The 22,561-nt window shown below is 38.7% G+C and carries 20 protein-coding genes; 17 read left to right on the plus strand and 3 right to left on the minus strand.

Features of this window, described 5'->3' with window-relative positions:
* Positions 1-33: 33 nt before the first annotated feature.
* Positions 34-879, minus strand: coding sequence for a sterol desaturase family protein (locus MTF67_RS02075; RefSeq protein WP_248518570.1), 846 nt, complete (start codon positions 877-879; stop codon positions 34-36).
* Positions 869-1,321, minus strand: coding sequence for an SRPBCC family protein (locus MTF67_RS02080; protein ID WP_248518571.1), 453 nt, complete (start codon positions 1,319-1,321; stop codon positions 869-871). Before MTF67_RS02080 ends, MTF67_RS02075 begins: the two co-directional genes overlap by 11 nt.
* Before the next feature lie 94 nt (positions 1,322-1,415).
* On the opposite strand from MTF67_RS02080, the gene MTF67_RS02085 reads away from it, so the two are divergent.
* The 4 genes from MTF67_RS02085 (at position 1,416) to MTF67_RS02100 (ending at position 5,478) form a co-directional block, all read left to right on the plus strand.
* The gene (locus MTF67_RS02085) at positions 1,416-2,417 is read left to right on the plus strand and encodes an AraC family transcriptional regulator (protein ID WP_248518572.1); all 1,002 of its coding nucleotides are present in this window, start codon (positions 1,416-1,418) and stop codon (positions 2,415-2,417) included.
* Positions 2,418-2,510: 93 nt separating this feature from the next.
* A complete protein-coding gene (locus MTF67_RS02090) occupies positions 2,511-3,281 on the plus strand; it encodes a transporter substrate-binding domain-containing protein (RefSeq protein ID WP_248518573.1) in 771 nt (256 codons plus the stop codon).
* A 46-nt stretch (positions 3,282-3,327) separates the two neighbouring features.
* Positions 3,328-4,278 (plus strand): alpha/beta hydrolase, encoded by a 951-nt coding sequence (locus tag MTF67_RS02095; RefSeq protein ID WP_248518574.1) that lies wholly within the window; start codon positions 3,328-3,330, stop codon positions 4,276-4,278.
* Between the two features lie 111 nt (positions 4,279-4,389).
* Positions 4,390-5,478 (plus strand): polysaccharide lyase family 7 protein, encoded by a 1,089-nt coding sequence (locus MTF67_RS02100; protein ID WP_248518575.1) that lies wholly within the window; start codon positions 4,390-4,392, stop codon positions 5,476-5,478.
* Here MTF67_RS02100 and MTF67_RS02105 read toward each other — a convergent pair.
* A complete protein-coding gene (locus tag MTF67_RS02105; RefSeq protein WP_248518576.1) occupies positions 5,468-5,872 on the minus strand; it encodes an NUDIX hydrolase in 405 nt (134 codons plus the stop codon). The genes MTF67_RS02100 and MTF67_RS02105 overlap by 11 nt on opposite strands.
* 183 nt (positions 5,873-6,055) lie before the next feature.
* Between MTF67_RS02105 and MTF67_RS02110 the strand changes: the two genes are divergently transcribed.
* The 13 genes from MTF67_RS02110 to MTF67_RS02170 all read left to right on the plus strand — a co-directional run bounded on the left by MTF67_RS02110 (position 6,056) and on the right by MTF67_RS02170 (position 22,554).
* Positions 6,056-7,939 carry a propionyl-CoA synthetase gene (locus MTF67_RS02110; RefSeq protein ID WP_248518577.1) on the plus strand — a complete coding sequence of 628 codons (1,884 nt, stop codon included), beginning with the start codon at positions 6,056-6,058 and terminating at the stop codon, positions 7,937-7,939.
* Between the two features lie 263 nt (positions 7,940-8,202).
* Positions 8,203-9,150 (plus strand): alpha/beta fold hydrolase, encoded by a 948-nt coding sequence (locus MTF67_RS02115; protein WP_248518578.1) that lies wholly within the window; start codon positions 8,203-8,205, stop codon positions 9,148-9,150.
* Between the two features lie 447 nt (positions 9,151-9,597).
* On the plus strand, positions 9,598-10,290 hold the full coding sequence (locus MTF67_RS02120; protein ID WP_248518579.1) for a hypothetical protein: 693 nt from the start codon (positions 9,598-9,600) through the stop codon (positions 10,288-10,290).
* Between the two features lie 191 nt (positions 10,291-10,481).
* Positions 10,482-13,226 (plus strand): Ig-like domain-containing protein, encoded by a 2,745-nt coding sequence (locus MTF67_RS02125; protein ID WP_248518580.1) that lies wholly within the window; start codon positions 10,482-10,484, stop codon positions 13,224-13,226.
* A 13-nt stretch (positions 13,227-13,239) separates the two neighbouring features.
* Positions 13,240-15,918 (plus strand): TonB-dependent receptor plug domain-containing protein, encoded by a 2,679-nt coding sequence (locus MTF67_RS02130; RefSeq protein WP_248518581.1) that lies wholly within the window; start codon positions 13,240-13,242, stop codon positions 15,916-15,918.
* Positions 15,911-16,981, plus strand: a complete 1,071-nt coding sequence (locus tag MTF67_RS02135; RefSeq protein ID WP_248518582.1) for a cytochrome c peroxidase — start codon at positions 15,911-15,913, stop codon at positions 16,979-16,981. Before MTF67_RS02130 ends, MTF67_RS02135 begins: the two co-directional genes overlap by 8 nt.
* A gap of 175 nt (positions 16,982-17,156) precedes the next feature.
* Complete coding sequence (locus tag MTF67_RS02140) at positions 17,157-18,236, plus strand: methyl-accepting chemotaxis protein (protein WP_008128866.1); 1,080 nt, start codon at positions 17,157-17,159, stop codon at positions 18,234-18,236.
* A gap of 275 nt (positions 18,237-18,511) precedes the next feature.
* A complete protein-coding gene (locus MTF67_RS02145; protein ID WP_248518583.1) occupies positions 18,512-19,273 on the plus strand; it encodes a DUF6515 family protein in 762 nt (253 codons plus the stop codon).
* Between the two features lie 225 nt (positions 19,274-19,498).
* Entirely contained in the window at positions 19,499-20,278 is a 780-nt protein-coding gene (locus MTF67_RS02150) for a DUF2189 domain-containing protein (RefSeq protein WP_006791813.1), read from the plus strand.
* A gap of 203 nt (positions 20,279-20,481) precedes the next feature.
* A complete protein-coding gene (locus MTF67_RS02155; RefSeq protein WP_006791812.1) occupies positions 20,482-20,844 on the plus strand; it encodes a DUF2237 domain-containing protein in 363 nt (120 codons plus the stop codon).
* Between the two features lie 239 nt (positions 20,845-21,083).
* The gene (gene dps, locus MTF67_RS02160) at positions 21,084-21,599 is read left to right on the plus strand and encodes a DNA starvation/stationary phase protection protein Dps (protein ID WP_006791810.1); all 516 of its coding nucleotides are present in this window, start codon (positions 21,084-21,086) and stop codon (positions 21,597-21,599) included.
* Positions 21,600-21,762: 163 nt separating this feature from the next.
* Positions 21,763-22,173 (plus strand): hypothetical protein, encoded by a 411-nt coding sequence (locus MTF67_RS02165; protein WP_248518584.1) that lies wholly within the window; start codon positions 21,763-21,765, stop codon positions 22,171-22,173.
* Positions 22,174-22,338: 165 nt separating this feature from the next.
* The gene (locus MTF67_RS02170; RefSeq protein WP_248518585.1) at positions 22,339-22,554 is read left to right on the plus strand and encodes a hypothetical protein; all 216 of its coding nucleotides are present in this window, start codon (positions 22,339-22,341) and stop codon (positions 22,552-22,554) included.
* The last annotated feature ends 7 nt before the right edge of the window (positions 22,555-22,561 follow it).

Here is a 22,561-nt window from a genome sequence, read left to right on the forward strand (position 1 = left end):
TTAGACAACAAAGTTAAGAGTGGATAACCACTCTTAACTTTTATTACTCACGTCATTATCATTGTTTTTCTGAGAACTAGTTGGGTAGCCTAATAAAATACTTAGCTTAGCTTTAAACCCTTTTGCTATATAAGTTTGTTTAATTAAATGCCACCATTGATGAAATGTAATTGTGACTGGATTATTGCTATTTAACTGCCCCACAATGCCATACTTACATGGCTTCTTAGAGTCTTCTTCAACAAATGTACCAAACAACTTATCCCAGATTATAAGTACGCCTGCAAAATTTTTATCTAAGTATTCTCGGTTTATAGCGTGATGAACACGATGATGCGACGGCGTATTGAATACGCTTTCAAACCACCCAAGTTTTTTAACTATTTGTGTATGCACAAAAAACTGATACGCCAAGTTTAACGCAACAACAGTAAGGACCGTTATAGGATCAAAGCCGATTAAAATCATGGGTAACCAAAATACCCACATACCTGCTAAGGGGTACATTAAGCTTTGCCTGAATGCCGTTGTAAAATTCATTTTTGTAGAGCTATGATGCACAACATGTGCAGCCCATAACCAATGAATATTATGCGACGCCCTATGAAACCAATAATACAAAAAGTCTTGAAATATAAAGGCAAACAAAACGGTAAATACCGAGAGCTCTATATCGAACACGCGGTATTCATATAACCAATAAAATAATGGCATCAGTAATATTAAAGACACCGCATCAGCACCTTGGTGCAATAACGCCAAGGCCGTATTCGCCATGCTGTCTTTTATATCGTAAAAATGCCTGTATTTAATAAATTCAACACTAACAAATACTAAAAAAATGGGACTAAGTGCAAGTAAAATTACTTCAATGGTCATGTTGTGCCCTCTTAAAATAATGCTGTAATTTTTTAAGTGCTTGCGATATATCATTCTTAACAAGTAACTTTATTAAGCTACCCGGCATCCACCATGGTGGCCTAAAGGCGATACAATACCTAAGCGCTGTAGCTGTATTACCTTCATACTCAATGGGAGTTAAATATATGTCTCCTTGATGATTCTCCACCGGCTTATTACCCATTATGCGGTAACAAATATGATTACTGCTGGCATGTATAATTTGTTCATTAAAAACAACAAACGGCGTTTTAACTTGCCTTATGGAACCTGCCCCACCTTTCATTTCACCTTTATTATGGGGTTTTAATTGTGAAAATTGAGCATTAAAAAAGCGCTCTAAACAGGCATGTTCCAGCAATACAGCCGCCACCTTTTCAGGCGGAGCGAATAAAGTACATTTTAAATTTATAGAAACCATAAGTGACCAATACTTAAAATAAGGCCTCTAGCATAATAAAATTTAACGTGGCAAACTTGCTCATACGCGATCATTTTTTAGCTTTAGGCGACAAATGCAAACCATTGCCGATCATTACTTTTCTAGTATTCTTGATTATTTACAAAGCCAAGGTTTAAATAATGAAGATGCTCTAAAGGCAATTAATTTTACTGAATTTAGTAATCACACAAAACAACAACTATCACCACGCATAAGCCTAAAAAGCTATAACGCCTTGCTTAATTATGCTCAAAATACACTTAAAGATCATTTATTTGGCTTTAGACTAGGTCAGCATATTCGTACGGCTGACTATGGCGTTTTGGGATATTTAGTCGAGTCAAGTAACGGATTAGGCAACGCTATACAAGCGCTTTTAAATTACGACTGCCTAGTGGCCAATATAGGTCAAGCACAATTTGAGCAACAAAAAAGCCAGGCAACTATCCGCTGGTTTCCCCATGCTCAATGTAATGAACAAGTAGTATTAAGAAATATGACAGCTTGGGTGAGTGTTGTACGCCAATTACTCAATAACGAATTATCACCGACACAAGTTAGCTTTCAACACCACTTTACTCAAGCGCAAATAAATACGCTAGCAACATGGTTTAATTGCCCAATTTTAACTAATGCAAAACACAACGAAATTTGTTTTCCGAGCAGCTATTTAAGCCTTAACTTTAAAACTGATAACGCTGCTATACATTTAGCACTTAAGCAAGTATCTGATCAGCAATTAAGCCTTTTTACTAACCAGCAAAATATAACTGAAAATGTCAGCCAAATTTTAATGGCAAAGCTCGATTTACAAAACTGTACGTTAATACGCACTGCAAATGCCCTAAGTATGACACCACGCACCTTGCAACGGCACTTAAAATTGCACGGTACAACGTTTGCCCTCATGCTTGAAAACGAGCGCAAGCGACGTATTAACGAACTGCCTAATAAACCTAATTTAGCACAGCTAGCATTGCTGCTCGGATTTAAAGATCAAAGCTCTTTTAATCGTGCTTTTAAACGTTGGTATTCGTGCAGTCCACTAGAATACTTTAAAACAAATAAGGGGTAATTTAACTTTGATTTACTTTTATTAAACATTTAAGTTTATATTTCAGGCAATATTATTTAAACTCAAGCAATGTTGGCTAAAAAAGACTTTTTTATGTACCTGCGTGTTGTAATTAGCGCCTTTGTATTTATGTTTTGTACTGCGGTAAATGCAATGAGTACAGTAAACTTTATTGCCGAAGATTTGCACCCTTATCACTTTAAAAACGAGAATGGCCAAGCTGATGGCGCGCTTGTTGATATAGCCAAAGCCGTTTTAAAAATCACACCATTAAACGCTAAATTTGAAATAATGCCCATGGCGCGCGCATTTCACGAGCTTGAAAGTAATCCAAACACTATTTTACTTTCTTTATTAAAAACTCCTACGCGCACAAATAACTTTAAATGGTTAGGCAGTGTTTATTTTACCGACGCTTACGTGGTTAGCTTAAAAAGCAATAAAGCACAAGCCACACACTTAAACCACACTAAGTTTTATAAAATAGGCACTATTCGCGGGTACTCAAGTGCTAAGTATTTAAAGCAAATGGGCTTTAAAGAAGACAAAAATTTAGTATTGGTGAGCTACTACCAGCAACTTTGGCAAATGCTTTACAAAAAACGTATCGACTTTGCCTTAATGAATACACTCACATTAGAAAACGAGTTAAAAATGTCGGGCTTAGATCCAAACCTTATCACCAAGCGCATTCACTTAGATGACTTTCCTTCAATGCTTTATTTTGCCAGTAATAAAATGCTTGAAGAAATTACAGCCAACGCCATATCGCAAGCACTTGTAATAATTAAGCAAAACGGTGAGTACGAAGCAATTTTAAACAAATGGAAACTTCCGCTTCCTACCACTGCCAATAAACTGTAATAAATACGCACTACAATTTTAGTAAAGCTGATAACCTAACTTGGCTATGCGAACAATTAAAACACCGCACGGTATAACGCTTAACTATCAAGATGAAGGCAATAAACACTCTCCTGCAGTTATTCTAATAATGGGTTTGGGTGCTCAGATGACCGTATGGCCAGATTCACTATACTATGGTTTGGTTAACAATGGCTTTAGAGTTATCCGTTTTGATAATCGTGATACAGGTCTTTCTACTCATTTAGATCACCACACAAACCCCAGCTTATTTAAATCGTGGTTAAGTAAACGCTTACCAATACACGCTAAAGCCCCTTACTTGCTCGATGATATGGCAAACGATTTATTGGCGCTTATGAGCGCTCTTAAAATTAAAAAAGCCCACTTTGTTGGCGCATCTATGGGTGGAATGATTGCCCAGCTAATAGCTGCGCAACATAAGAAAAAGGTGCTAAGTTTAACCACTATTATGTCAAGTTCAAGCTTGCCAAGGCTGAGTGCCAAAAGCATTGGCGTATTTATTAAGCTTGCCAAATTAAAACCAAAAACACCAAGCCGTGATGAAGCAATTAATTACAACATTAAACTAAACCAACTAATTGGCAGCCCCGCTTACCCACAAACAGAAGCCGCCCTTCGGCTTCATGCAACACAAATAGTTGAGCGTTCAAACAACCCTAATGGCTACAAACGCCAGCTCATTGCAATGGCTGCCAGTAAAGATAGGCAACATTTAATTCGAAAAATTAAAACACCTACATTAGTCATTCATGGTAGTCATGATGTAGTCATTAATGTGGGTGAAGGTAAAAAAACGGCCATGCTAATAAAAAAGGCAAAACTAAAAATAGTGCCTGGTATGGGCCATAATTTTGCACCAGAACTCATGCCAAAAATGACAAAATGGCTCACAAAGCATATTAAAAAGGCACAACGTAAATACACTAAAAAAAAGCTCAAAAACCACATTGGTATAACCAAATGTAAAAAGTAAAAAATAAAAACCACAGCAATTGGTAATGTTGATATTTTAAATTGGTATGTTAGATTAACGTTAATCAAGGTCGATATTGTCCTTCATTAACATCATCACACAGAGACAACAATGAAAAACCTAACATCTACTTTTAAACTCACGGCACTGGCTGCTGTTACTCCGTTGCTGTTTATGGGCTGCGCAAATACAAGCACACCTATTGATAGCAATACACCTGTTCCTGCATCAAAGTTTGATTTATCACAATGGAAAATAAACGTACCTGTTGATTTAAACAACGACGGTAAAATAGACACAATTGATGTTGAAGAAATTCAAACTTACGCGCACCCTGATTTTTTCTATCTTGACGATCAAGGTTACATGGTATTCACCTCGCCAAATAAAGCATTAACCAGCGCTAACTCTACCAACACCCGCAGTGAGTTAAGGCAAATGATCCGCGGTACTAACACAAAAATAAAAACAAAAAGTTCAAAAAATAATTTTGCATTAGCTGTTCATCCACTCTCTGAGCGCTTTGGCTCTGTAGGTGGAAAAATGGAAGCCACGTTGAAGGTTGATCATGTGGCATTGCGCGCAACAGACTCAAGTAAAAAAGCCGCATACTCTGTGGTGGTAGGACAAATTCATGCGGGTAAAGACCAAGCCCTAATAGATACAAAACTGGGTTATGGTTGGGGCAATGAGCCTCTTAAAATTTATTACAAAAAATGGCCTGGCCATAAAATGGGCTCCGTATTTTGGAACTACGAACGTAACTTACCAAAAACAGATCCTAACCGAACTGATATTACATACCCAGTATGGGGAAACACGTGGGAAAACCCTAATGATCCGGGTGTTGAAGGTATAGCGCTTGGTGAAGATTTTAGCTATACCGTAAACGTACATGGTAATGTAATGCACCTTACCTTTAGCGCAAAAGGCAAAGAGGATGTTAACTACTCAATTAACTTAGGAAACAATGTTGATGCCTACAGCAAAGTGGACGACAAAGATCACCCGCATGGTTATGCTGCCGATTGGCATTATTTCAAGGCCGGTGCTTATAACCAATGTAGTACTAAATCGTCTAAAGGTATTTGGTACCCTGGCTGTTTAGGCACAGGCGAGTGGGCACTCGACAAACAAAACGGTGACTACGCACAAGTGAGCTTTAAAAAGTTAATATTAAGCCCATCAACTAAGCCGTGAGTGTTGCTGTAGTTAAGTAGTTTTTAAGTGATGTAAACAGTGGTGAAGGTAAGTTATTAATATCGCACCAGCGCCACTGTATACATTTATTTGGCTCGTTTAGCACAGGCTCACCACCATCGTAATCAGCTTTTACGTACAAAGTAATGTAGTGTTTGTTTTCAGCACTAAAAATATCGTTAGTAAAATCAAGTTTAGTTATTTGACTAACATTGAGCCCTGTTTCCTCAAATACCTCGCGTATTGCACACTGCTCAACGCTTTCGCCAAATTCTAAATGTCCACCCGGCGTTGCCCATGTATTTGCACCATGCGCACCAATTCGCTCACCTAATAAAATAGTGTTTTGTCGCATAATAATAACGGCAACACCCACTCTAACGTCGTCACTCATACAATTAATTCCTTACAAATATGAGGCTATGCTGAGCCGCGCGCCTTAATTTGTCAAACTCACTGCAGCTGCATATTAACCATGTGATTAACTTTTAGCCGACCAAGGTCGAATAGCCTAGGCACATAAAAAAGCCTACCTTTTGTAAGGTCTCTCATACATATTTAGTTTTAGGAGCCTATTATGTCAGGCCTGTATAAACAGCAATACACGAGCTTTAAACAAAACCCAGCCCAGTTTTGGCTAGAACAAAGTAAAAACATTCCCTGGTACAAAACACCAAACCAAGCATATACGCAGGATAAAGACGGCCTTTATCATTGGTTTAGTGATGGACAATTAAATACCAGCTTTCTAGCGCTCGACCAACACGTAATTGCAGGCTTTGGTGACCAAACTGCGCTGATTTACGACTCGCCTGTTACCAATACAAAGCAAACTTATACTTACAATCAACTACAACAAGAAGTCGCTAAATTTGCAGGCGTAATAAAAGCACTTGGTGTACAAAAAGGTGATCGTGTAGTGATTTACATGCCCATGATCCCACAAGCTGTTATTGGTATGTTAGCTTGTGCTCGCTTAGGCGCTATACACTCCGTAGTATTTGGTGGGTTTGCAGCGCATGAACTTGCCGTTCGTATAGACGATGCAAAACCTAAACTCATACTGAGCGCTTCTTGCGGTGTAGAGGTCGATAGCATCATTGAATACAAGCCACTTATTGATGACGCCATAGAGCTTGCCAATCATAAAATAGATCACTGTATTATTTATCAGCGCGACCAAGTTACTGCCAATATGGTCAACAAACGCGATATAGATTGGACACACGCAATGCAAACCGCACAGGCGGCAGATCCAACACCTTTAAATGGCAACGATCCACTTTATATTTTATATACTTCAGGTACAACAGGCGCCCCAAAGGGTGTTGTACGTGAAAATGGCGGGCACGCCGTAGCGATGAACTACAGTATGAAAACTGTTTACGGTATGGAGCCAGGCGAGGTATTTTGGGCCGCCTCAGATATTGGCTGGGTAGTTGGGCACTCTTATATTGTGTATGCACCATTAATGTACCGATGTGCAACCGTATTATATGAGGGCAAACCTGTGCGTACTCCCGACGCCACTGCTTTTTGGCGAGTAGTGGAAGAATATAAAGTAAGCGCCTTATTTAGTGCCCCCACAGCATTTAGAGCAATCAAAAAAGAAGATCCTAATGCTGAAGGCTTTAAAAAATATAATACCTCTAGTTTAAAACGATTATTTTTAGCAGGCGAACGCCTCGATCCGCCCACATACAATTGGCTAAAAGAGAAAACTCAACTTCCGGTACTCGATCATTGGTGGCAAACCGAAACAGGCTGGGCCATTGCATGTAATCCAGTAGGAATAGAAACATTAACAACCAAACCTGGCAGTTCAACCGTACCTACACCGGGGTTTGATGTTCGTATACTCGACATGGACGGTAATGAATGCGCAGCTAACGAACAAGGGGCCGTAGTTATAAAACTACCTTTACCACCCGGATGCTTACCCTCTATTTGGCAAGACACAGCCCGATTTAAAGCCAGTTATTTAAGTGAATACGAGGGCTACTACCTCTCTGGCGATGGCGGATATATAGATGAAGACGGCTACTTATTCATAATGGGCCGCACTGATGACGTTATAAATGTTGCAGGCCACAGACTTTCTACCGGCGAAATGGAAGAAATTGTAGCGGCTCATCCTGCGGTTGCCGAATGCGCTGTATTTGGTGTTAACGACCCACTAAAAGGCCAGCTCCCAATGGGCATGATTGTACTTAAAAATGACTTTACAGGGTCAAGCGAAGAAGTCGAAAAGGCACTTGTTGCCTCAGTGCGCAATCAAATTGGCGCCATAGCATGTTTAAAAAATATAGTTAGTGTAGAGCGCTTACCTAAAACTCGCTCCGGAAAAATACTACGTAAAAATTTACGCCAACTTATTGATGGCGACGAACTACAAATACCTTCAACCATAGACGACGCAGGTATTTTTGATGAAATAAACCAACAACTCACCCTGCGTTAAACCCAACCAACCTATTAATTATCTAAAGCCATTTTATAATGGCTTTTTATTTATTCTTTTAAATAAACTAAGGCCTATTAGTTTTACAGTATTAAAAACAATTTAACTTAGAAATAATCTAAACGCGGCGTTAAGCAATAGCACCGCGATTTATAAACTGTATGCGTGTGCATTTTTTGTCTAAATATAAGTGCATACGTATTCACATTGAATTAACAATACAAGCTTGTGATAGTGCACTTTTTGTATGCTAAGACGCCACCATGAAATTAGTTGCTTTACTGTTTAGCTTATCAATGTTTGTAGTGCATACCAGCTATGCAAACACGCCCAAAGTGCAAGTAAGCAAGGGCCACATTGAGGTGATTGACAATATAGAATCACAGTTTGTAAAAAACCGTTTTTTAAATGTATGGCTACCGCCAGGTTACAACAAAAACACCACCTACGATGTACTTTACATGCACGATGGTCGTATGCTGTTTGATGCCAATAGCACATGGAACAAGCAAGAATGGCGCGTAGATGAAGTAGCCGGCTCATTAATAGAGCAAGGCAAAGTACGCCCATTTATTGTGGTAGGCATTCCAAACGCCGTAGAAAACCGCCACAGCGAATACTACCCACAACAACCGTTTGAAGCCTTAAGCAAACAAAAGCAAAATGCCCTATACCAGTTAGAAAAATACCCAGGCCACAATTTATTTGCCTCTAAGGTGTACTCTGATAACTACTCACGCTTTTTAGTTAAAGAAGTTATTCCGCATATAGAGTCTAACTACAATGTAAACAAAGGTACGCAGCACCGCTATATTGGTGGCTCTAGCATGGGTGGGCTTATATCGTGGTACACACTACTTAATTACCCCAACGAATTTGCCGGCGCTATTAGCATGTCGACCCACTGGCCGGGTATTTTTAGTCACGACGACGAAGTATTTGCCGAGTTTAAAAATTACATTGCCAACAACATCGCAAAGCTGAGTAACCAAAAAGTGTATTTTGATTATGGCGACAGCACTTTAGATGCTATGTACCCTAAGCTACAAGCGCAAATTGATGATTTATTTATGGCGCATAAATACCCAGCAAAGTTATGGCAAAGCCAATACTTCCCAGGAGAAGATCATACCGAAAACGCGTGGGCAAAACGCCTACATATTCCGCTTGAGTTTATGTTTAGAAAAACCAAGCAAGCTGAAGCCGAATAATCATTTATACCAATATGCTTAATTAAGTGATCTATTTTGAGGATGGAAAAACGTGTTGATAGCTAGGCAAAAAATTGGCTATTTAGTTCTTCTCAGCAATTGCTCCTGCGTTACTCTACCTTCTGTATCCATGCAGTCGTAAATGAGAGTTTTTTTAACGCAGATAGCGACACGTTTAGCCCCTCAAAATGATTAAGTATTATTGCAGATTGGTATTATAAGGAATACGCCCTACTAATAATCATAAAAAGCGGCTTAACGTTCACTACGTAAAGCCGCTTTTTAAAATAATCCATTTAACTGTGCCTAATTTAAATCATTACAGATAGTTTATTAGGGCAAAGTTAAGAGTGGTCAAAAGGGGTTAACTTACTTTAGCCAAATTAGTATTTGCCACTTTTAGCCAAATTACGTAGCCTTTGGCAAAAATACTCACTTAAAACTTATATGTATAAATTAATTTTTACCCTTTTTTTAATACTCCCCACGTTATTGCAGGCTCAAGTAACCTTAAGTGATAAAACAATTATATACAGTGGCCAAATCAACAAACAAAATAACAATACGGCAGCTGAGCTTTTAAAAACTGACCCTACAATTAATACATTTACGATTACCAGCGGCGGCGGAAACATAGATTTAGGGATGGACTTAGCCGAATTAATTTTGGCGCATAAGCTAACGGTAAACATAAAGCAGTTTTGCTTTTCGTCGTGTGCTAATTATGTGTTGCTTGCTGGGCACCCTACTACAATTGAGCCCAATACGATTATCGGCTGGCATGGGGATGCTGCCTCAGCTAAATGGTTAGATAGTGATATTGATGCCATGGTAAAGCACTTAAAAGAGCCACAAAAAAGCCAAAAGTGGCAGACATTACGCGCCCATTACGATGAGGTGATAAATAAAGCAAGCCTGCGCGAAAAAGCCTTTTACACAAAGTTAAATGTAAATCACGACCTACTCACTGTAGGGCTAAAACCCAGTTTACGCAGCGCCGCCATAAAGCAACATGCGCGTGGCTGGACGTATTCACCTAAGGTGCTTAACTATTTTGGAATTAGCAATATTAGCTATAATAATTGGCAACCTCGTTCAGTTAAAAATTTTCCGCTTCTTATTATTAGCGACTTAAACTAATAACCACCCTCTCTTTGCTAATCTCATTTTTACTCACAATAAAGCCCTGTTAATAGCAGGGTTTTGTGCTTTAGCTGCCTTATAAGTACTTTATGGATACTCACTATTAGTATGACAAACACTTCGCACTTTAAAATCTAATTGATATGTATTATCATTCGCAACATCATTAACTTTTGATATTAACAATAATGAACAAGCTAATTAAATTTACCCCAATATTATGCGCGCTTGCGTTGGCAGGTTGTGGCGGTGGCTCTAGTAATACTGCTCCACAGTTTTCTCAACCTAATTTAAGTTTTACTGTAAACGAAGACACCACTTTTTCAAGCCAAGTAACAGCCACCGACGATGACGCCTTAAGCTACACGCTTGCCAATGCACCAGGTAACGGGACTATACAGGTAGAAGCAAATGGTAAGTTTGCCTATACCCCGAACGTCGATTTTTTTGGTAGCGATAGTGCTTCAATTTCAGTTAGCGATGGTTCTCTTAGTTCAAATGTAACGCTAAACTTTACGGTCGAAAATGTTAATGATACGCCGGTATTACAAACAACAAACGTATTTGTTACCTCATCATCAACAACAGAGGGGACTATTAATGTAGTTGATGCCGATGGAGATGAAATAACATTTACGCTGATAACCTCCCCTGAAAATGGTGTAATTACAATAAACGAAAGCACGGGCGAGTTTATCTTTGAAGCGCAAACATTAAGTTCAGTTAATGAAGCATTCGTAATAAGCTATACGGATGGCGTAATTGATGAACCAATTACGGCCAGTATTACACTAAGCCCTTCTTATGTTACAAATGAAGACAAACGTAATTTTTACTACAGCTCTAGTAAATCACACTTAAAACAAGCCGATATTGTAAACGAAAGCATTAACGATGAAATTTCACGTTATACCGTATACCAAGTTCAAGCAGCGGCGTATGCACGTGCTGGGTTTTTAGATACAGCCGAAGACTATTTATTACTCATTAACGAGCAAACAGCTCTTGCTGGAGGCCTAAGAGATGTAGGTGTTGCGTTAGATAGCATCAATGAAAAAGAGCAAGGTGCACAATATCGCTCACGCGCTTTAGCCGCTTACAACCAGTACTTAGCTGAAAAGGGCTTTGAAAATATAAACAGTAGTGATGCGTCTTGGTTACTTGGTTTATTAAATGATTATATGGATGTAGGGCAAACTGAAGAAGCAGAAACCCTACTAAATACCATTAACAGCTACGCAGAGATTGTACGTGAAGAAGAGTACACAAAAACGTATGGTTACTTTCAAACAGCGTTTAAAAATGCAGCCGAAGGTGCATTAGACGTATATGCAGCTGACCCAACTGATACCAATCAGCTTACAGCACAAACATTCGCTGCTGCACTGGTAAACATTTCGAGTAACACAGGTTACCAAATTCACAAAAGCGGTGAATTTAAAGGTAAAAAAACACAAAGACTAAAAGCGCTTTATACCGCATGGGCAGCAGAGATTTTATTTCGTGCAAACTCGCTTGAGTTAGCTCGAGAATACGTAAATCTAGCGCTGTCGTTTTATGGTATAACGGGCATAGATAGCAACTATGACTTTGCTGTTTCAGAATACACTGAAGCCAATTTAGGTACTTATACTTACCCACTACAAACTCTAGCCGGATTACTAGAAGGCCTGTACGATCTTGAGGAGAACCCTGCGTTTGCCTTACTTTCATCTGATTTTGATATCAGTGGTGCTAATCAAATTATGTATAGCTTCAGCGTAGCTAAAAGTATTATATCGGGCTCTTCAGTGGACGATGCAGCCGCTGAGGCCTTTACCTTTTTTACCGAGGAAGGTGATTATAATGAATTTTTTAGAAGTTTAGTGGAAACAGACAACAACGCAGGCACAGCGCAAATTTTATATCAGTACGGGTATACCGAACAAGCGAAAGACGTATTAACGTATGCGGGTGAGTTTATTTCATCTGACGAATACATAAGTGCAGAGTCATCTACTTCTTTCTTAGCTGGCTATAAAGGCTGTGGTTTACTAGTCACCATTAGTAGAGAAGTCGGCGCAGATACTGCTGCTGCCGCAAATCGCTGTTTAACCATGTTAAATAAACTAAATACAGGCACATTACGAACTTTAACCGACACTTCTGCAATTGTTGTTCACAGCAATGTAATGGTATCACTTGACCGCGGTGGTTTGACTGACGAAATCCCCGCAATAAACACGCAATTACTTAGTAAAATTAGTGTATTAGATGACATTGAAGACCGCTTTGAATACCGATTAGAAACATTAGGTTATTTAGTAAACGCAGGGTTTACCGACTTAGCCTTAACTACATTTAATAGTGCAATAGTTGAAGTAAACGAAAATTTAAGCACGTTAACAAGTGACCAACTACTTGAAGTACTCGAATCACTAAAAAATGAAACAATACTACTTAGCCCGTCTGCAACTGGCTTTTGGGAGCGTTACAGCATGCTTTCTAGCATGGGGGCTAATGCCGGCAGTATTACTGACTTTGCCAGCACTTACAGTAGTGTGAAAACACAAACCTCAGCACTTCTCGCTGATATTGAAACGCTTATTTTAGCGCAAGCCGATACTGTCATTATTGATGCCATGGAAGATTTAGTCGAAGCACATACCTTACTTGGCGAATACGAGCAAGCGACAGCGCTTGTCACTAACGAGGTAAATGGTGAAGCCGACCAACTTGACCTTTACACCACAATGGCTGAATTAATTGCAAGCAAAGATGACTTTAGAGATAACCGTGTTGCCAGTGTTGATACTGATAACGACGGGCTTCCAAACTTCTTCTTAGCAAATGTAACTGATGAAGATATTGCCGCTTCGGGTTTAACAGCCGATGAAGATGCTGACAACGATGATATTGCTGATAGCGAAGACAGCACTCCAATTGGCAACTAAATAAGAGAAAACAATGCAGACACGTTATATTTATGCGTGTCTGTTTTTGCTTGCCCATAAATCATATGGTGCGACCGAGCAAAAACAGACTCCTCCCCCACCTGAAGATTGCAGCACACTCACTGATGAAAAAAAAAGTTTATGTGAAGCTATCGAACACATTGAAGTCAAAGGCCAATTTATAGGAATAGAAGTTCCTGAAGTTATTGGTCGTTCGTATTTAGACCGCAGTTTTATTGATGCAACAGCCAAAGGGAATGGCGACATAAATGAGCTAATTGCCCTTTTACCTGGCGTACAATTAAGCAATGAGGCATTCAGCATTGAAAGCTTAGCAGAGATAAGTGCGCCAGAAATATCCATCTCAGGTGCCCAACCTTGGCAAACAGGTTTTTCACTTGATGGTATGAACTACAATAATCGTATTGATCCCGCCAGTAGTAGCCGCTTAACATCATCAAGTAATGACGTGTCAGGCGGTGTGCAAAGCATGAATGTAAACTCTGATGTAGTTGAGTCAATCACTGTGTACGACCATAACATTCCGGCTGAATTTGGTGGCTTTTCTGGCGGTGTTGTTGATACCAAAACAAAAGAAACATTTGGCAAAGATAGTTTTAGCTTTACTGTACGCGGAAATCACAGTGATTGGGCTGATTATCATTATATTCAAGCCGACGATCAAACTGAGCAAAGCAGTACAGATGAAGCTGAATTAGAGGCTCCAGTATACGAAAAAATAAGCTATTCATTGAGCGGTAAAAAGCGACTTAATAAACGCCACGGTGTGATGTTTAGTTTAAATTACCTTAACAGTGATATAAGTGACTTATCACTGGGGCAAACAAAAACCCAAAGCCGCCGTAACATTAACGCTATATTTAAATATGGTTATAAGAACGGCTGGGTTGATAATTTTACGATAAGTATGATCTATTCCCCCTACGAGGTGAATGGTTTTATTACTGATGCACTTGATAGTGACTATCAGTTAGAAGGTGGCGCTTATGGTAGCGCAATACAATTAAAGCAAGATTTTAAATATGTAACATGGGCAAGTAATTTAAGCTTTAACATAAGTGATAGTAGCCGAGATGGCCCAGCGCATTTTTATAATTGGCTACAAACAAAAGGAAAAGACTGGGGACAATACGCTAACCAAGGTGATGCAGACGAACGCTTTTCACGCCAAGGTGGTTATGGCGTGTTAGATAACCGCCAATTTACTACCAATTGGAAAAATACATTTAATCTAGAAACTTTTAAATTTTTAGGATTAACCCACTCAGTTGTGGCTGGTGCAGAAATTAAATATCAGCAAATAGAACGTGAGCGTTTTCAAGATGGCTATAACTACAGTTCGCCTGTTATATGGTCTAGTGCTACTACACCCCTTAATTGCAGTGGTTATTCACTTGATTGTCAAGCACTCGAAACTCTTATCCCTATAGAAGAATTAGCTGAGCAATTAGGTGGGGAAATTGACTTTAACAACTCGGAGCACGTCACCGCATACAGTAATAATATAACTACTACAGCGCAATTTTTTAATGGCCGAACTGTTAGCCCTGCTGAATACATAGATGTAAATTTAAATCGCAACGCACTCTACGTTACCGACCATATTAACTATGGCAAACTGGATGTGAATTTAGGTATGCGCTACAGCTATGATGACTTTTTACAAAACCATGATGTAGCACCGCGAATTTCATTAGGTTACGACGTATTTGATAATAAAAAAACCATTATTAGTGCCGGCCTTAACCGCTATTACGACTCTGCAATTATCAGTTATAAAATAAAAGAGCAACAGCAGTTTTCGTACCTGCAATACAGACCTATCGAAAGTGGATATTTACAAAACTGGTTAGATTCAAATTACACTGGTAGCTTTAAATATCGATTTAATGACGTGGATACCCCTTACGATGATGAACTTGCACTGGGTATCGCTCACGCATTTGAGACAATGGGTAATGTGTCTTTAAAATACATAAAACGTAAAAAACATCAGCAGTTCTCTCGCACTACTTCAGACGAAACAGATCTTGATGGGTACACTTATATTAATATTAGTAATGAAGGAACGGGAAGTTCAGAACGTATTTCACTAGCATGGAGCGCACAATTTGGTGCCCATTCAGTATGGGCAAATACATCGTATGCCGAGAACGAAATATCAAATGACAATTATAATGCAACCGTAGATAACACCCCACTTGATGAGCTCGTTTATTATGTTAATGCAAAAGATGAAGGATCACTGGTCACATTAAGTCAACTATCTCAGATACGAACTAATTTTGGAGCACCTATCACAGCAGCCTTAGGCTGGAACGTAGATTGGGTCGATTCATTTAGCACTGGATTAAATATCTCATATTCAGGAAGCTACGATACAGCTGTAAGTACAGGAGGAAGCGAAAGTATTGATATAGAGGATGTCTGTGCTAGCTGCCCAGTTGTTTCCACTCTATTTGATGTTTACCAAGAACAGACTATACGTGCCAGGACAATGCTAAACCTAAGTTTAAAATACAAACATAAGCTGACCAGCAACCAAAGCTTAGAGTTACGTGCTGATATTTCTAATTTATTAAATGATAGAACGTATACAGTTGCAGAGGGCGCATCAGGTATTGAGCCTGGTCGAGTGTTTTGGTTAGAGCTGAGCTACAAGTATGATTAAAGTTATTTTTGTAGCCCTTGCTGTATTCTTATTTACGGCTGATTCTAAAGCTTTAAACAATAACGATTTACGCTCACATTATAGCAAAGGCCAAGCTCATTGGCCTGCTATTCAAACCAGTGACGGAAGAAGCGTTGAGCCCATGTCGCTTTTGCCTGTAGCCTCGCCAAAACCTGAGCATGTTGCTTTAGGTGACAAGCTTTTTCATGATGTGCAACTCTCGCGTAATAATACCGTTAGCTGCGCAACCTGCCATGATCGCGACAAAGGCTTTCATGATGGCCGTACAACTGCCATAGGCATTGACGAGCAAATAGGCACACGTAACACCCCTGCTATTTTTGGTATTGATCAGTGGCAAAGCTTTTTTTGGGATGGTCGTGCAAGCACGGCAGAGCAACAAGCGCTAATGCCCATAGCAAACCCAATTGAAATGGACTTAGACCCTGAGATAGCTTTAGCGCGGGTAAATAAAGATAAAAGCTACAGTGTATTTAATCAAAGTGCTTTTAATAGTAATACCCTCACTTCAGAGCAAATGGCAAAAGCCTTAGTTGCGTTTGAGCGCACATTAGCACCGCCAAATAGCCGCTATAAAATTTTTTTAACGCAGCTTAATAAAAATCCAATACAAGCAGTTAATAGCCTAAGTGATAGTGAGTTAAATGGCCTGCACCTATTTAGAACTAAAGCTAAATGCATGACTTGCCATAACGGCGCACTACTCAGCGACAACCAATTCCATGGCACAGGGCTGCATTATTACGGCCGCCGTTTTGAAGATAAAGGCCGCTACGATGCCACCCACAACTCTGAGCATATTGGCCAATTTAGAACCCCATCGCTATTAGGGTTAATGCAAACATTTCCGTGGATGCATAACGGCTTATTTGACGATTTAGCCGGCATCGTAAGTATGTATAACCATGGCGGAGCTAGACCAAGACCACGAAAAAACCAACTAAACGACCCACACTTCCCTAAAACCACCGACCTGCTTATAAAGCTTAATTTAACCAAGCAAGAACAAACAGACCTAGTGGCATTTTTACGGATTTTATAAAAACAACCTTTAACCAAGGACTTTGAACTTAATAATGTATGGTGAAAGTTAACAAAAATTTATCACCATATGAGTTCAATAAAAGAAAACAGTGATTATAAATATAGGCTCAATAAAATTTTACCTCTATAATGATAACTAAATGTAAATTATTTTTAAAAATCAAGGTCTAAATATGTTTGTTTTAAGTTCAACCTACTCGATATTGAAAAACGAAAATGACCAACTAAAAAAAGAAATTGAGAGTTTACGTAATAAAAATACAACGCTTATCAATGAAAATACTTCTCTAATTGAAGAGTTAAATAACCCAAATAATAATGAAGATCATAGTTTCACTCACTCATTACTTTCCAGCTCTATCAATGGTGTTGCTCAAATCGAAGATATAAGACAAACCGTATTGGGCTCTTACTCTAAAATTGATGAAGAAAACAAAGTAAGCGATAAGATAAACACCCTGCTCGAAAAATCAAATAGCTCACTAAATCATATTGTCAAAGAAATGGATTTAATGACCAGTAAAATGGGAAGCATGACTGAAAACATTTCAGGCCTAGCCAGTATGGCCGGTAAAATCAGTACGTTTGTTTCAACAATTAGTAAAATATCAGATCAAACAAATTTATTAGCACTTAACGCTGCTATTGAAGCTGCCCGTGCGGGTGAAGCTGGCCGAGGCTTTAGTGTTGTAGCAGATGAAGTAAGGGTGCTAGCAACAAACACGAATAAGTCAGCGCAAGAAGTGGCCGACCTAGTAAAAGAAATTATTAACAAAACAGATGAAACAGTGGTATCAGTAGAAGGTATTAAAGAAAATAGTTCGCACCTAAGTGATAATTTTGATGCACTGAATACCGATTACACTTCAATTATCGATTTTTGTAACAATATGAAAAATACGATTTCTCAGGCTGCTACGTTGTCGTTTATTCAAACCGTTAAACTAGATCATGTTGTATGGAAAGGTGACATTTATGCAGTAGCAAATGGCCAAAGCAACAAGTCAGTTAATGACTTTAGCGACCATACAATGTGCCGATTAGGCCAGTGGTATAGTTCAGAGCAGTCTGCCGAATTTAAACACACCAATGCATTTAAACAATTAGAAAACCCGCATAGTGAAGTACATAAAAATGGTGTTGCGGCTCTGCACTCAATTCAAAATGGCGATAAAGAATCTGCAATTAAGCATATTCATAAAATGGAAGCAGCCAGCGAACGTGTGATGCATTTACTCGATGAGATTTGTTAACCCCAGCTAAGCACTAATGAACAAGCTATTAAAATGATTTAAATTTTAATAGCTTGGCTTATAAGCTAGTCTTTAATTTTAACCTGCACCCTTTTTTCACCACATGTATAGATTGTTTAAAGCGCCCTGTTTAAAACTGTAATAATAAGTAAGAAACTGTTTAGCTTACGTAAAGCAATGTAAAGGAACGTCCAAACATTAAATAGGTCAGTTAATGTTCAGTTTCAGAGGTTAATATAAAGCCTAGTTATGTAACAACATAAACGAGGCACACTATGAAACTTACATTTTTACTATCGGGTATAATTGCCATTAGCGCGCTTTCAAGCACCGCAATTGCAGCGCCCAACGAGCGAGAAGCTCATAAAAATTATAAGCACGAAAACCCTAAACGCATTGAGTATAAGCGCGATGAACGTCGCCATGAAAAAAAACTACGCATAGAGCATAAAAAAGAAAAGCGCCAAGACCGTAAAAAAGAAAAGAACAAGCAAAAAAAGCAGCAAGAAAAGCGTCAACAACTACGTTTCGACAATCATAAATATAACTACCTAACTAATAGGTATAAGCCGCGTTATTACAAAGAAAATAGATACATAAGGCACTTGCCAAGAAGAAGTACCTCTATTTGGTTTAATGGAATTTCATTTAGCTTTAATGACGGCATTTACTACCGAAAAGCTAAAAAAGGCTATCACGCTGTGATGCCACCTCGCGGACTGCGCATTAAAAAACTTCCTAGACATTATTCGCGTATGAAACATCGAAACACCACATATTACGCTTATCAGAACGTTTTTTATATTGCCGATAACGGCGGCTATAAAGTGGTAGATGCGCCAATAATTCAACGCAACAAAGCTATTAAAATTGGCAACGTCTTCGACTATAGCTTAGGGCAAGTTTACGATGAACTACCATCGTCAGCTGAGCCAGTTACCATAAACTCTCAGCAATATTTTAAATACAACGATATTTACTTTTTGCCACAAATAAATGGTGACGAGATACAATACCTAGCAATCAGCTTAGGCTGAGCATTATTTAACTACTTAACCTGCCTACAGGTTAAGTAGTACTTTATTAATATTGATTTCAGCAATCCTCCTATAAAATTTCCTTTTGTAATCCCCCCTTCTAAAAACATAAAACGTTTATTTAGTGAACAATTTTAATTTTAGCTCCGTATGTATGTTTAATATTTGTAAATAAAGCGTTTATGACCTAAACCTAAATAGAGGCTTTATAGAGGAGCTCCACTTATGCCTACAACAAAAACAATTGAAAAAAATACCGAATTTGCTCGCTGTATAGAGTGTAACAAAGTAGATACGTTCGCTGCTTTTCACTGGTTAGCACTTGCGTTTAAAGATATGACCCGAGCCCCGTTACTTACTGTAATTTATGGCCTAGTGTTTAGTATTATTCCTGCAGCTATTATCTACTCTGCATTTTTTGCACAAAGCGTATTTGTAATTTTACCCGCCACTGTTGCGTTTGTTTTAATTGGACCCGCTTTCGCAGCCGGCCTATACGACGTAGCATGGGAACTCGAAAAAGGCCACAAACCCACTTTTAGGCATTCGCTAAAGTCGATGTTTAGAAACCCAGTTGGAGAGTGGGGCTTTGCAATATTATTACTCGTAATAATGATTGCGTGGATGCGCATTGCCGCCCTTGTTCATGCTTTATACCCTAACTACGCTAACCCAACATTTGAAGAACTGTCAGCATTTTTAACGCTTGGTACAATTGCAGGTGGCGTTTTACTCGTGTCTGTTTTTTCAGTGTCTGCATTTACACCACAAATTATGATGGAAAGACGCGTAGACATAATGACAGCTATCGTCTCATCTATTAACGCCGTTAAAAATAACTTTGCGCCAATGGTTGTTTGGTCAATATGCATTTTCCTAATGGTTGCGCTTGGTTTTGTAACTGGGGCTGTTGGGTTTATTGTGATTATGCCACTACTTAGCTATGCAAGCTGGCACGCATACATTGCAGTAATCAAAACTAAAAAAGCCAGAAAATACGAATAGTTAACAAACTTTAACTTAACTTGTGCCACGATCTAGTGAAACTAGTTTGTGGCACAAATAATACTTCTCCCCTCCTCCCTGCATTTAAATGCCCCGATTTTTTTAAAAAGTCATAATCAAACATCCTCACTTTAGTAGCTATACTTTTTAGCGCCTGATAAAGTAATTTTTACTGTATTAAACATAATGACTTAAGGCACCTTATGGCAAATCAATTTAACGTTCTGGATACCCGGTTACAATTATGCTGTGGGAATGGCGGGTATACTCGCGAGGGTTTTTGCTATGTACCAGACTCTGATCGCGGTAATCATAGTGTGTGTGCAATTATGACCGAAGAATTTTTACAGTTTTCGAAGTCACAAGGTAATGATCTCATAACGCCCAATCCACTTTACGATTTTGAAGGCTTAAAAGCTGGCGACAAATGGTGTTTATGCGCAATAAGATGGCTCCATGCGCAACAAGCAAACGTTGCGCCGCCAGTAATCTTGCAGGCCACTAATAAAAAATCGCTTGAAGTAATACCGCTTGAATTACTAAAGGCACATGAATACACCCGTTAAAAATATTCTAGTTTAGTTTCAGCAAATCTGTTTGGTCTGCAAATTTTACAAAAAGATGCAGACTTTTCATAACCACCTCATATTAATAAAAAACCAAACAAAAGCAAAAACACAAGCAACTGATTTAAAACAATTTTATTTAGTTTAACTTTCGGCATATTGATTGCTTCATACAATTATCACGTATTTATTACGTAAAGGACTACGTGAAAATATTAAATAGTTAAGTAGGAGAAGTTATGAGCAATACAAATAAGCAAGCTAAATTTACTGCACCAGGTATGAGCAACGAATCAGCTGAAAAAACTATCGCAGCCTTAGATAACCGCATGGTTGCACTTATAGATCTTCAATTAACACTAAAACATATTCATTGGAATGTTGTTGGTCCTAATTTTATAGGTGTGCATGAAATGCTAGACCCTCAGGTTGAAGCTGTGCGCGAAATGACAGATACAATAGCCGAGCGTATTGCCACTTTAGGCGGCATACCAGTCGGGACACCTAAGTCAATTGTTGACCGCCGTACATGGAACGAATATTCATTAGGTAAAGGACTTGTTACCGAGCATTTAGGCGCGTTAGATAAGGTGTACAACGGCATTAATGCCGATCACCGTAAAGCCATCGAAGCGGTATCAGATTTAGATCCAGTATCTGAAGATATGTTAATAAGCCAACTTGCCGATCTTGAACAATTTCAGTGGTTTGTAAGAGCACACATCGAGTCAGCTACTGGTGAATTAACGCAATAACACCTATATTACCTAAGTACCTTAGCCCAGCATTTTTGCTGGGCTTTTTGTTTAAATCATAAAACAAAATATCACTAAGGTATTTGAGCCGTGCAAGAACTTGTGGCATAAGAATTAACCTACTAGTATCAGTAAGTAGTTTTCAATATTGGTACAAATTAGTATGATAAGTTTTAATACCCCTAAACAATTTTGGCTTTTTTCTTTAATCTTTTTATCAGCCTGCGGTTCAGGCAGCAGTAATACCAAAGTTCCGCAATCAAATACAAGTGAAAGTCCGACTCCAATTACACAAAACAATATCGAAGATAATTACAACATTATTATTTATGGCAATAGTCACAGCAGTCAGTTAGGGCGGATCATTGAGCATATAATCGAAAACCAATACCCAGATAAGTCAGTTCAAACAACTACAGTGTCGGGACCTTTTTTAGATAATATTGTGAGTATTAGGGCAAACGTAGACAAACTTAAAAACAAAAATCTAAGCCATCCCATTTTTCAAGGCCAAAAATACTCTCAGTCTGGTTTAACAACTTACCCTACTGATGCCGCTGAGCATTTAATTTAATCAGCCAAGGCACAAAATATTACACCTATTTTATTTCCTGAACACCCACAAAGAGGCAACCCTGAAGAAGGCCAGCGTGTATACGACTTACATTTATCAATAAGCGCTAAACAACCTAGCTGCGTAGCTCCTATTGGCCTTGTTTGGAACAAGCTTTTAGTGTTAATGCCAAATGCAAAACTACATATGGATGATGGCAACCATGCCTCTTATGCAGGCAATGTATTAACCGCAATGACTTTTTCAGAAATAATTACTTCACGACCCGCCGATATCATGAAATTTGACCCAACTATTAATTTGTCAAAGCAAGAACAAGCTCTATTTGGTCAAGTAGTTACCGAAGTGCTTAATTTATATCCTGCTTGTGGTGTAAGCTAATCTAATT

It is taken from the genome of Pseudoalteromonas sp. 2CM32C, from assembly GCF_023161925.1.
Classification (GTDB): Bacteria; Pseudomonadota; Gammaproteobacteria; order Enterobacterales; family Alteromonadaceae; genus Pseudoalteromonas; species Pseudoalteromonas marina.

Excerpts from the sequence above, each read along its gene's own strand:
- MTF67_RS02125 (WP_248518580.1), top strand. The coding sequence starts at position 10,482 with ATGAACAAGCTAATTAAATTTACCCCAATATTATGCGCGCTTGCGTTG.
- MTF67_RS02090 (WP_248518573.1), top strand. The coding sequence starts at position 2,511 with ATGTACCTGCGTGTTGTAATTAGCGCCTTTGTATTTATGTTTTGTACT.
- MTF67_RS02085 (WP_248518572.1), top strand. The coding sequence starts at position 1,416 with ATGCAAACCATTGCCGATCATTACTTTTCTAGTATTCTTGATTATTTA.
- MTF67_RS02145 (WP_248518583.1), top strand. The coding sequence starts at position 18,512 with ATGAAACTTACATTTTTACTATCGGGTATAATTGCCATTAGCGCGCTT.
- MTF67_RS02170 (WP_248518585.1), top strand. The coding sequence starts at position 22,339 with ATGCCAAATGCAAAACTACATATGGATGATGGCAACCATGCCTCTTAT.
- MTF67_RS02105 (WP_248518576.1), bottom strand. The coding sequence starts at position 5,872 with ATGAGTGACGACGTTAGAGTGGGTGTTGCCGTTATTATTATGCGACAA.
- MTF67_RS02165 (WP_248518584.1), top strand. The coding sequence starts at position 21,763 with ATGATAAGTTTTAATACCCCTAAACAATTTTGGCTTTTTTCTTTAATC.
- dps (WP_006791810.1), top strand. The coding sequence starts at position 21,084 with ATGAGCAATACAAATAAGCAAGCTAAATTTACTGCACCAGGTATGAGC.
- MTF67_RS02100 (WP_248518575.1), top strand. The coding sequence starts at position 4,390 with ATGAAAAACCTAACATCTACTTTTAAACTCACGGCACTGGCTGCTGTT.
- MTF67_RS02075 (WP_248518570.1), bottom strand. The coding sequence starts at position 879 with ATGACCATTGAAGTAATTTTACTTGCACTTAGTCCCATTTTTTTAGTA.
- MTF67_RS02110 (WP_248518577.1), top strand. The coding sequence starts at position 6,056 with ATGTCAGGCCTGTATAAACAGCAATACACGAGCTTTAAACAAAACCCA.
- MTF67_RS02120 (WP_248518579.1), top strand. The coding sequence starts at position 9,598 with ATGTATAAATTAATTTTTACCCTTTTTTTAATACTCCCCACGTTATTG.
- MTF67_RS02150 (WP_006791813.1), top strand. The coding sequence starts at position 19,499 with ATGCCTACAACAAAAACAATTGAAAAAAATACCGAATTTGCTCGCTGT.
- MTF67_RS02140 (WP_008128866.1), top strand. The coding sequence starts at position 17,157 with ATGTTTGTTTTAAGTTCAACCTACTCGATATTGAAAAACGAAAATGAC.
- MTF67_RS02135 (WP_248518582.1), top strand. The coding sequence starts at position 15,911 with ATGATTAAAGTTATTTTTGTAGCCCTTGCTGTATTCTTATTTACGGCT.
- MTF67_RS02155 (WP_006791812.1), top strand. The coding sequence starts at position 20,482 with ATGGCAAATCAATTTAACGTTCTGGATACCCGGTTACAATTATGCTGT.
- MTF67_RS02080 (WP_248518571.1), bottom strand. The coding sequence starts at position 1,321 with ATGGTTTCTATAAATTTAAAATGTACTTTATTCGCTCCGCCTGAAAAG.
- MTF67_RS02115 (WP_248518578.1), top strand. The coding sequence starts at position 8,203 with ATGAAATTAGTTGCTTTACTGTTTAGCTTATCAATGTTTGTAGTGCAT.
- MTF67_RS02095 (WP_248518574.1), top strand. The coding sequence starts at position 3,328 with ATGCGAACAATTAAAACACCGCACGGTATAACGCTTAACTATCAAGAT.
- MTF67_RS02130 (WP_248518581.1), top strand. The coding sequence starts at position 13,240 with ATGCAGACACGTTATATTTATGCGTGTCTGTTTTTGCTTGCCCATAAA.